This window comes from Clostridium luticellarii (assembly GCF_002995845.1).
GTDB lineage: Bacteria > Bacillota > Clostridia > Clostridiales > Clostridiaceae > Clostridium_B > Clostridium_B luticellarii.
The window spans coordinates 1-10,220 of record NZ_PVXP01000095.1; the positions used below are offsets into that span (position 1 = coordinate 1).

A 10,220-nucleotide genomic window follows, 5' to 3' on the forward strand; every position below is an offset into this window, starting at 1 on the left:
TACATCCATATAAAACCTTCCTTTTTAAAGTTTTTAAAGCTAACTTGAAAAACTTTAAAACTTATTTTAGAAGATTATCTCACATTTTTTGAACACTTTCCATCCACTTTCTTGTTTGACGCTTACGTCCAAAATTACAATATTCAGGAAAATCTTTAGAAGAATTTCAAAAAACCAATCTCATGCTGCTAATTAACTGCAGACGTAAAAATCGTCGACCTCCGGTAATTTTTACTCTATTCAGGGTCGACGACATAAAATTTAATACAGTCCTAAAACATTTTTTAACTAATCTCTTATATCGAGGTTCAGCATTCTGCACTTTAAAATCAAAATCCTCGGGTGCAGGATTTAAATACATCTCATGTTAAGGTTCAGCTTACGTTAGATTTAATGGAGATAAACATCAGTTTAAATTTAAATACATCTCATGTTAAGGTTCAGCAGCAAAGACCTTTCGAAGTTATGCAGTTTACAGGCTATTTAAATACATCTCATGTTAAGGTTCAGCTGCGGTAATGGAACTTATAAGACCTCACTATATCTTATTTAAATACATCTCATGTTAAGGTTCAGCCGTATGATCAATTGTGCTCCGCCTTTGGCACTATCTATTTAAATACATCTCATGTTAAGGTTCAGCATAAACCAGGTACCTTTCTGACTATTTTCTATTGTAATTTAAATACATCTCATGTTAAGGTTCAGCAAACTTATTTATGCAAACATTAAAAAATTTAAATGAATTTAAATACATCTCATGTTAAGGTTCAGCTGTAATCTTCCCCATTCTGTACATTTCTTCAAATTTATTTAAATACATCTCATGTTAAGGTTCAGCATAGGCGGAAAAGCATTAAAGTTTGTCAGTCCAGGAAATTTAAATACATCTCATGTTAAGGTTCAGCTAAAGACATATTAGAAAGATGTTTGGAGTTTAAAGAATTTAAATACATCTCATGTTAAGGTTCAGCTAAATAAAGGAAAACAAACAGTCATATATAAAGACTAATTTAAATACATCTCATGTTAAGGTTCAGCGTATGCTAGCGCATGGGGAAATAGCTATATTTCAGATTTAAATACATCTCATGTTAAGGTTCAGCTAGGAAAACTATCTTAATCAAGTTCTTTCAATGGACATTTAAATACATCTCATGTTAAGGTTCAGCTACCTCTTTTGTGGGCTATAGTTGCACATGTACGCCATTTAAATACATCTCATGTTAAGGTTCAGCATTAAGCAAGGAACAGCCTTAAGTATTAGATAGAGGATTTAAATACATCTCATGTTAAGGTTCAGCGTAAAGCATGGTGGTAAAACTTATTTGAAATTAATATTTAAATACATCTCATGTTAAGGTTCAGCGCTGAATTAATGGAAAGTATCGGATTTAGTGCTTTATTTAAATACATCTCATGTTAAGGTTCAGCTAACCCATGCCACCCTGCCCGTTTCCCTATCGAGCTATTTAAATACATCTCATGTTAAGGTTCAGCTATGTTTAACAGAATATTCAAATAAATTTAAAGGGGATTTAAATACATCTCATGTTAAGGTTCAGCAACTGGGAGACTTCACAGCTAAATACCATGTAGTCAAATTTAAATACATCTCATGTTAAGGTTCAGCCCTATTCATTATTGTATTAGTTATAGTATAAATAGCTATTTAAATACATCTCATGTTAAGGTTCAGCTCTCTGATCCTTTCAGCTATAGTCTCACGTTCCAATATTTAAATACATCTCATGTTAAGGTTCAGCTAATGTAAAATAGCCATTCTCTATTTTTATTATATGCCTTAAAACCGCATAAATAAAGCATTTTCTTAAAAGTTTTCCAGTCATTTTTATTTTTTTAAAAGAAAATAAAAAAAGTGCCTCAATCCATTTCAATTCAACACATTGAAACACTTTTAAAATTCAACTTGGTTGGAAAAATCAGAGTATCAGATTTTCGGTATTATTTACATTTACTCCTAAAGTTTCTTCATCAAAACAGCTGTCATTTATAAGTTTTATTATTGTTACAAAATCTGTTCCCTCCACGATTTTGTTCAATTCACTTTTCAATTTTATCAATTTCGAAGGAGTTATAGCTCCCCTGAAAACAGAATTTTGATGGTGATGAAAATATTTCTTACATATTTTAAATATCTTGTTCACCCTTTTTTCATTTACATCATAAAATACAAAGGCGTAATTGAAATTAAAATTTTTCGCCATAAAGCACTGCCCCCCAATTCTTACATCATATGCTTTAAGCTGAAAGGTCTAAAATTCTCGCCTTCCACCAAATATTTTATAAGCTTGTATCCATCCAATCTTATAGCTGTCTTGTAGCTTATCTTTCTCTTGAGTTTTTTATGATCAAAAACACTTTCAAATCTCTGTTCAATAGCTTGTACAAACATTTTCTTTCCTTCTTCATTTAAAAGACAGTAATTGTACTTTTTATCAAAATGCCTGCCCACCTGAATCTGTTTCGTATTTACAAGTTCAAAAATTGTCCTGTAAACTATAGCAGGTTTGAAAACTTCAGACAAATCAAGGCTTAAGGAAAATCTACCTTCGGAAGGCTCATGCAGATAGCTTATGGTCTGATTCAAATGGGTATTGTAAATCTGAGATACGGTCTTTGAATATAAGATGGAATTTCCAAAGGATATAAGCGCATTTATAGGGTTGTCCGGCGGCCTTTTCACTCTTTTATTGAGTATAAAATCCTCAGGAAGAATATATTTGAAATTCTCATAAAATCTCTGCCATATTTCACCTTCAATTCTCAATATCTGTTTTATGCCGAGATTATCATCTTCCATATATTCGGGAACCCTTTCTCTTATCCATTCAACGGTATCATACACTTCCTTTTTATCATGTCTGTAGTAATGATAAAGCACTTCACATATATTGTCAGCTATTCCCTGGACAAAAGTTTTTGCTATTTTGTTTCTGTTATTTAAAAATGCTTCTACTTGTTTTATGGTAACTTTGCCGCTTACCAGGGTTTCTTTAGGATAAAAGCTGCCACTGTAGTATCCATAATAATTGAAAAAGTGAATTACTATCCCTGCCTTTGCAGCAAAATCAAGGAACTTGCTGTTTACCGTGATTTCATTCATGCAGTATATTTCCCTTGTGGATTCTATAGGCAAATAAAAATTTCCCTTTTCATTGTGAAATAAAACAGAATTATCTTTTCTCTTGAGTTCACCCATACTCATCAAATACTTAGTGCCGTTGGCCATGAAATTTCACCCTCCTACAATCTATTCTAAATATAACAGTATTCATAATAGGCACACTTCCTGCATCCTTTTACTTTTTTAACTTTAGGAGGCATGTCCTCTTCAAACAATTTTTCCATATTTGAACTCAGCTCTTTTAGCTTCATTTCATTTTCCTCTGTAAGACTTACATATATTATCTTTTTATCCTGCTTATTTTTTTCCTGAAATTCAATTTTTCCCTCTCTATTAATTCCCTTGCTTTTCAACAAGCTGAGATAGAACAACACCTGCCACTTCACCGCTTCTATATCTGCATCAGATTTTTTTATCTCTACCAGATAATCTTTTGTGATTTTATCTATTTTCACATTGTCTATGGATATTTCTGCATTCTTTTTTCCTTCGGATTTTAATTCATGAATTATCTTTCCTATGTGAACATCCTCACTATTGTCCTCCATGTTGATCCTGCTTCCATGAAGCCAGCACTGCCTCTTGCAGTGAAAATAATAATTTATGAGCGTACCGTTTATTTTCATGCTGAATCACCCCGTAATTATATAAACAAATTTTAATCATCCCCAACAAACAAATCTAATTTACCATTTAGTGGAATTTTAACTCCAACATCATAGTCATATGAAAAATTAAGAATACGATAATAAGTTTTTTCAAATTCTGGGTCAATTAAATGTCCCAGTCCCAGTTTTGGATCAGCAAAATAAGCCGGCAGTGAAACTGTGTAATCATACTTAAGATTGCCCTCATCGTAATCTTTCTGTAAAATAAAATCTTCCTTAGGAAATTCAATATCTCTTATATCATAAACATCCTGACTCTGCTCTATGCCATGGAGCTTTTCTATAACTTTATCAATCATATTATATCCATCTCTAAACTTACTTTGAATCTCATCTTCAATTTTTTTATCACTGTATAATTTATCATACACAATATTCAGCCATTCATTATATTTTGCCAATGTAAACAGACCTTCTTCTATAGTTTCATATGTTAATTCAAGTACTTTATAATAATAGGGTTTTTCATTTATATTTTTGAATATAAATATTTCACCCAATTTATCAGGATTCTTTCTTCTATTCACCCTGCCAAACCTTTGAATCAAAGAATCTATAGGTGCATTATCTGTATACATAACATCAAAATCTATATCAAGAGATATTTCAACAACCTGAGTAGCTACTAAAATAAAATGCTCCTTATTGTCCAATTTATTACATATTTGACTTTCCTTCGTTACTCTATCCATTTTTTTAAATTGAGAATTATATAAAACTATATTTCCTATTTTCTTTTTTAGGCTCAAAAATGTTTCTATTGAATCTCTTATATTATTTCTTACTATTAAAATATTTTTCCCTTTATTATATTTATCAATAATATCATTTAAATTATTATCCAAGGAATCATCTATTTTGTGTATATAATTTGCTTTTTGAGAAAATAGTTTTGAATCAGTAACAACTGGCATTTTATCTATACCTATTAATTTTTTTGTTTTATCAGGTATGGACGCACTCATAATACAGACGGGTACTTTGTAATACTGACAAATTTCTAAAAATCTTTTTATAAATCCCATCATTTTAAAGTCATAAGAATGAACTTCATCTATTATCACTACTGATTTCATAAAATTCAACATAGCAATATTATATCTGCCTGTATTCAGAAAATATTTAAACAAACTATCTATTGTGGACACTGTAAAATTCTTATTAAACGTTTTGCTGAATAAAATATTACTTTCACATTCATCGTCAATTTCTCCATGCTCTTCTTCATATTGCTTTTCTAGAAACATTTTAGATGCTCCATGCACAAGGCCGGTATTATCATTAGAAAACACCTCTGCAGCTCTTTCATAAAGCTTATTCGAAGTAGTTTGAGTGGGCAATGTATATATAATCTTGCCATTTCTGCCTTTTAAATTCTTTATACCCCATAAAAATGAACCTTCAGTTTTCCCTTCTCCTGTCGGAATTTCAACTAGTACACTTCCTTTAAAATTTGAAAGTTCATCTTGAAAATTTTTAGGCCTGAATTCTGGAATGTCTATTGATTTTGCCAATCTTTTACATAGCTCACTTTTATCTATTAAATTATCGAATTCTATTTTGGGCATAGTTTCATTGAATTTGGCAGAAGCTATCCAATCCGCCAGGTTCAATATGCCTAAAACATAGGAATATACCAATCTCAATTTTTTATAATTTATTTCCCCTACATCTTCTTCCGTTCCTTCTACACACCTATATATACATCTAATCCTACTTCCCATTTTCTTTAGAGGAATTTCTTCATATTCAAAAGTATAGCTGCACTTTCTGTTCATATATTTTTCATAAGCATTTTTATATCCATAAAAAAATTCTTTCGCACAATCAAGAAACTCAAATTTAAGTTCCTTACTATTGCCTGCACTTTTAAATTTACTGTTCTGATTAAAAATACTATGGTGTGTCATTACACAAAGCATAAGTAAATTTATGCCATACAAATTAAAACTTTTTATCTTAGCCATTAAATCAGCTGAATAAAATGAATGGTAACTTTTAGTCTCATGTTCTATAGTTTCCTTAAACTGATAGGTAGCTTTACCTACATCATGAAAATATGCACAAAAGAAGATCAGATCTTCAATTTTATTTTTTTCCCATCCAATTTCGCAGCAAACTTTTCCCAGTTCATTGTTATTTATTAGTTTTAGTGCTTCTTTTATAACAGCAGAAGTATGCTCATTTAAATTCTGTGTAGCACCATCTTTTCTCTTTTTAGCCACAACAAAATCAACCATTATACATCAAATCCAATCAATAAAAAATTAATTTGTTATTTTCACATATATAGCTTTTAACACCTTTTATTTCAACATAACAGTTCAAAAATTCTATCTGTTTACATAAATCTGTGCCAGTTCTCTCGGATCTTTTACTCTTATTTTCTTTAATTTCATACTTTAAAGGAACTACATTAGCTGTTGGTATCTCCATCATATTTGAAAAATCATCTACTTTAGCCTGGTATTCATACCCTCTGTCCATAAAAACAGAATTAACAATTTCAGTACTGTTTTCATCAAAATCCAAATCATAGGCCACATCATATATTTTCACAATTTCATCATCAAGACCAAGAGATGGAATTGATTTAGGATACAACAGAGAATCATATATTTCTTCACTCAATTCTTTATCATCAGTCATAAAATATATGGTATATTTGGCATTAAAAAGCCTATCTCTTCTTATAATGCTCCTGCCATGATTCTTATTGCCAAAAGTTTTATATGTCCAAAGATCCTTTGCCTTCCCCTTTATAGAATCTATCACAACAGAAACCTTTATCTTATTCTGATTTAAAATATTATAAAAAAAATTTTCCGATTTTCCCATTATATTGGTTATCATTCCAATTACAGTAGTTTTAGGTGGTGCAAGAAAAGTTTTGTGGTAAGTTCTAAAGAAGGGTATTCTAAACGAATTAAATACTCCTTCTACTTTAAATCTTACAATATGCATTTTATTCAGCTCCTGTTTTTAAGAAATTGAATGCTTCTGTTATACTCCCTATTTCTATATTTTCTTCTTCAACATATTTTTTAATTTCATCTTCATTTTTAAAAATATTTTTTGAAATTCCCATTCTCACCCCATCTAAAACAGCTTTATTATCTATTATTTCTTCAACAATACTTTTAATGTCCAATTCATTTTTATCATTTATATGTATACTATTCAACAGAAATGGGTTACCCGTTTTCTGCTTTGTCAAAACTGCAAATTTAGGTGAAATATCCTCTAAATTTCTTGCCTGCTTAGCACCTCCGTTAAAAAATCTTACAGCATCTATAAGTTTATTTATTCTAATATTCTTTTCTTCCTCAGTAAGCATGGGAGTTACCTCATAAGTATATTCATTTATATCATTGCCCACCCTATCTACGTCAATAATTATATTTCCACGCATATAATTTAGGGTATCTATTTCTATTTGAACAATATTTCCTTTTTTCGCACTTCCTTCTTCAACTAATTGTTTCCTTGTCAAATAATCATATTCTCCTTTATATGGATGAATTGACATCATAGGTGAAACTTTAACCGGGGACCATCTTCTCCCACTATTGGGAAACATATAACCAAACAAATCCAAGTCACAAAAGTTCTCGTACATCAATTTTTTATTTTTAAATTTTTTACCTTCAATTATTTTATCCTTCAGTTCAAGGAAATTTGGCTCACCATTTTCATCAACTGCAGATATTCTCTCACCTAACTGCATAAGAGTATCTTTTAAATATCTTCTCTGTGCCTGACCTGATATATAGGCATATTCCTTTCCTTCGTTATCAGTAATTTTCTTAATGGGAGTTATATTTCCTCCCATACTCTCGCTGCCATTTAATGATGCCAAATTAACTTTTGAAATATATGAAATATTATAAAACATTCTATTTTCCTCCCTTTGATTTTTGTAATTCTTTAGCACTATTTATAGATTTATATTTACTGATAGCATATATAGCTATGTAATCTCTTATTACCTCCCAATCTCCATTTTCTACTTCATCACTTTCCAGCAAATCAAATAATTCTTCTAAATTATTATTAATTTGTTTAGTGTATTTACCAACTTCTTCATTTCTCAAAATAACAAACTCCAGATCCTTAAAATAAGAAATCATCTGATTTTTATTTTTAATATTCCTAAGCCTAAATAATAGATTTTTACCATCTTTATTAACACTATTTAAATTAGAAGCATAAATTCCTATGCCATCACCAATTCTTTTTGATATCTCATGTAATTTCATAACGTGTTCACCTCTTCCTATCTCTTTCAAATATATACTTTCAAAGCAATATAGTGCTGAACCTAAACCTCTTTTATTATTAATAAATGTTTTAAAAGAAACATCATAATAAACTTTTCTTAAATCGGCAAATTTTAAAATATTTCTGGAAAATCTTTCGATATTCAAATTTATCTTTTCCTCAGTATTTTTAGATAAATTTATTGAAGTAATAAGATCAGAAAGGTACTTGAATAATGTAGTTTCCAAATACTTTTCATCCATAAGACTATTTAGAAATCTAATCATCCTATAAGATCGGCAGTACTCATCAAGACTTGATTTCATATCTCCATCTTGTGTATACGATACAAAACTAGCTTTTTTCAAATTATTGAATATCTCTTTTTTCCGTCTCGTAACTTCATCTTCATCCAAATCTTTATAATCTTCATCAAGATGATATATACATGATGTAATATACATTAAAAATTTCAACTGAAACTCAGCAATACTGCTTGATATATAAAAATTCGTATTATCTATATCATCATAAGAAAGCTGCTTAATAAAGTTCACATTAGTTAAAAGTTCCTTTATATTTTTCTTCTTATCTGATATTCTAATTTTATCCTCATTTATGGGTATCTTTGTCTTTAAATCCTGAAGTGCCAACAAATCCGTTGAATTGTAATAGATAAAATAATTAAAATTGTAATATCTCTTTACCCTCACACCAAACCAGTAAACAAGTGCATCCCATTTATCTATGGTTTTATCCTTTTTCGAAAGCATATCTTTGAAGCAATATCCGCCGTCCTCAAATTGATGTATCTTTGAATCAAATTTAAGCCTGTCACCTTTTACACAATAATCAATATAGCTTTGGACAGTTTCATCTTGTGTCATAAATACTGGAATAGTGCACTTGTTCTCCTTTTTAAAGCTATTTCCACTTTTAAAAAATTTGGTATGAGATTTAACTGTTGATTCACTAAATCCATTTTTTTCTGCAAATTCAATATATTCATCAAAAAACTTTTCCGTTCTTATTCCTATTTCACTTGGAGTTATATACTTGTATAAATATTTAACATCATTAGGAGATGTCTTTGCTTTAATATCGTATTTTTTTTCATACATAAAACGTTTATCATCTTTATTCCAATAAAGTCTGTCATTTTTAGTTTTAAATACTATTTTATTTTTATCTATAAATTTTTTAAATATATCATTGAAATATTTTTGTTCTTGATTTTCAGGAATTCCAATTATTAAACTATTTCGATACAATTTACAATTTAAATCTTTAAAATATTTATCTAAAAACATTTTTAAATTAATCAATCCATTATTGCAAAAGACATCTCTTTTAACAAATTTTTTAGTATTCAAATTTTATATTCACCTCCAATCCGCTTCACAATATCCAGCTCCCAGTATTGAATTTTTCTCCGCTAATCCTGCTCCTAACGTTACAAACGCCAATTTTTGAGACTTTTCATCTTCATTTACTTTAATTAAATATTTATTTCCCAACAAGTGTATGCCCTTATACTTATAAGACATTGGTTTTCTATTTAATATCTTTAATTTTTCAATAAAATAATCCTCTGTTTCTCCAATATCCATATTAAAAAATCTTTTATACTTCTTTGCGGCATTTTCATGAATACGCCTAACTAACAAAAGTAAATCATCTTTCTTAATCCAGGGTTTATTATCTTCAGTTGTTACTATTGCCGGATTTATAGTTCTAATAAACTTAATTTTCCTTTGTTTCACTGTTTTTATATTCAAAGTAATGACTTTAATAGTATCACTTTCATAATCCTTTAGACATTTATTTATATGATTTAAAAATTTTTCATCAAAAGTTCTCAATTCAAATATATATAACCTCCCCTCTTTATATATTCCATCTTTTTCTACAGGAGTAAAATTTCCAAATACATATTTATAGTTTTTTTCCTTATGGTATTTCATCAAATATTCACTTTTTAACATAGCAGAACTTATATTTTTGCCTATAATTTCACTGCTGTCTGTAAATTTCATATTTTTCTTCAAAAGTACTATTACCTTTATATCATAATATTCCAAGATCATCCCTCTTTTTCAGTAAGTTAAATGTCTTTATTTTCTAAATATAGCAATATATTATTA

8 protein-coding genes and 1 CRISPR repeat array are annotated in these 10,220 nt (G+C 29.3%); all 8 genes read right to left on the reverse strand.

The features are described from left to right. Positions 1-349: 349 nt before the first annotated feature. Positions 350-1,766: a CRISPR direct-repeat array (repeat unit 30 nt; unit sequence ATTTAAATACATCTCATGTTAAGGTTCAGC). Positions 1,767-1,943: 177 nt separating this feature from the next. Genes cas2 through CLLU_RS17070 form a run of 8 tightly spaced genes read right to left on the reverse strand, consistent with a single transcriptional unit; the run spans position 1,944 to position 10,157 of the window. After that, a complete protein-coding gene (gene cas2 / locus CLLU_RS17035; protein WP_106010966.1) occupies positions 1,944-2,228 on the reverse strand; it encodes a CRISPR-associated endonuclease Cas2 in 285 nt (94 codons plus the stop codon). Between the two features lie 20 nt (positions 2,229-2,248). Then, positions 2,249-3,253: a type I-B CRISPR-associated endonuclease Cas1b gene (cas1b, locus tag CLLU_RS17040; RefSeq protein ID WP_106010967.1), complete on the reverse strand. Its 1,005-nt coding sequence runs from the start codon at positions 3,251-3,253 to the stop codon at positions 2,249-2,251. A gap of 26 nt (positions 3,254-3,279) precedes the next feature. After that, the gene (gene cas4 / locus CLLU_RS17045; RefSeq protein ID WP_106010968.1) at positions 3,280-3,774 is read right to left on the reverse strand and encodes a CRISPR-associated protein Cas4; all 495 of its coding nucleotides are present in this window, start codon (positions 3,772-3,774) and stop codon (positions 3,280-3,282) included. Positions 3,775-3,806: 32 nt separating this feature from the next. After that, positions 3,807-6,056 (reverse strand): CRISPR-associated helicase/endonuclease Cas3, encoded by a 2,250-nt coding sequence (locus CLLU_RS17050; RefSeq protein WP_106010969.1) that lies wholly within the window; start codon positions 6,054-6,056, stop codon positions 3,807-3,809. A gap of 16 nt (positions 6,057-6,072) precedes the next feature. Continuing rightward, on the reverse strand, positions 6,073-6,780 hold the full coding sequence (cas5, locus tag CLLU_RS17055; protein ID WP_106010970.1) for a CRISPR-associated protein Cas5: 708 nt from the start codon (positions 6,778-6,780) through the stop codon (positions 6,073-6,075). 1 nt (position 6,781) lies between these two features. After that, positions 6,782-7,711: a type I-B CRISPR-associated protein Cas7/Cst2/DevR gene (gene cas7i, locus CLLU_RS17060; protein ID WP_106010971.1), complete on the reverse strand. Its 930-nt coding sequence runs from the start codon at positions 7,709-7,711 to the stop codon at positions 6,782-6,784. A 1-nt stretch (position 7,712) separates the two neighbouring features. Further along, positions 7,713-9,449 (reverse strand): hypothetical protein, encoded by a 1,737-nt coding sequence (locus tag CLLU_RS17065; protein ID WP_106010972.1) that lies wholly within the window; start codon positions 9,447-9,449, stop codon positions 7,713-7,715. Between the two features lie 9 nt (positions 9,450-9,458). Then, complete coding sequence (locus CLLU_RS17070) at positions 9,459-10,157, reverse strand: CRISPR-associated endoribonuclease Cas6 (protein WP_106010973.1); 699 nt, start codon at positions 10,155-10,157, stop codon at positions 9,459-9,461. Positions 10,158-10,220 lie beyond the last annotated feature (63 nt).

What these genes read in the sequence shown, in the direction of transcription:
- cas2 (WP_106010966.1), bottom strand. Translation starts at nt 2,228, where the DNA reads ATGGCGAAAAATTTTAATTTCAATTACGCCTTTGTATTTTATGATGTA.
- CLLU_RS17050 (WP_106010969.1), bottom strand. Translation starts at nt 6,056, where the DNA reads ATGGTTGATTTTGTTGTGGCTAAAAAGAGAAAAGATGGTGCTACACAG.
- cas7i (WP_106010971.1), bottom strand. Translation starts at nt 7,711, where the DNA reads ATGTTTTATAATATTTCATATATTTCAAAAGTTAATTTGGCATCATTA.
- cas1b (WP_106010967.1), bottom strand. Translation starts at nt 3,253, where the DNA reads ATGGCCAACGGCACTAAGTATTTGATGAGTATGGGTGAACTCAAGAGA.
- cas5 (WP_106010970.1), bottom strand. Translation starts at nt 6,780, where the DNA reads ATGCATATTGTAAGATTTAAAGTAGAAGGAGTATTTAATTCGTTTAGA.
- cas4 (WP_106010968.1), bottom strand. Translation starts at nt 3,774, where the DNA reads ATGAAAATAAACGGTACGCTCATAAATTATTATTTTCACTGCAAGAGG.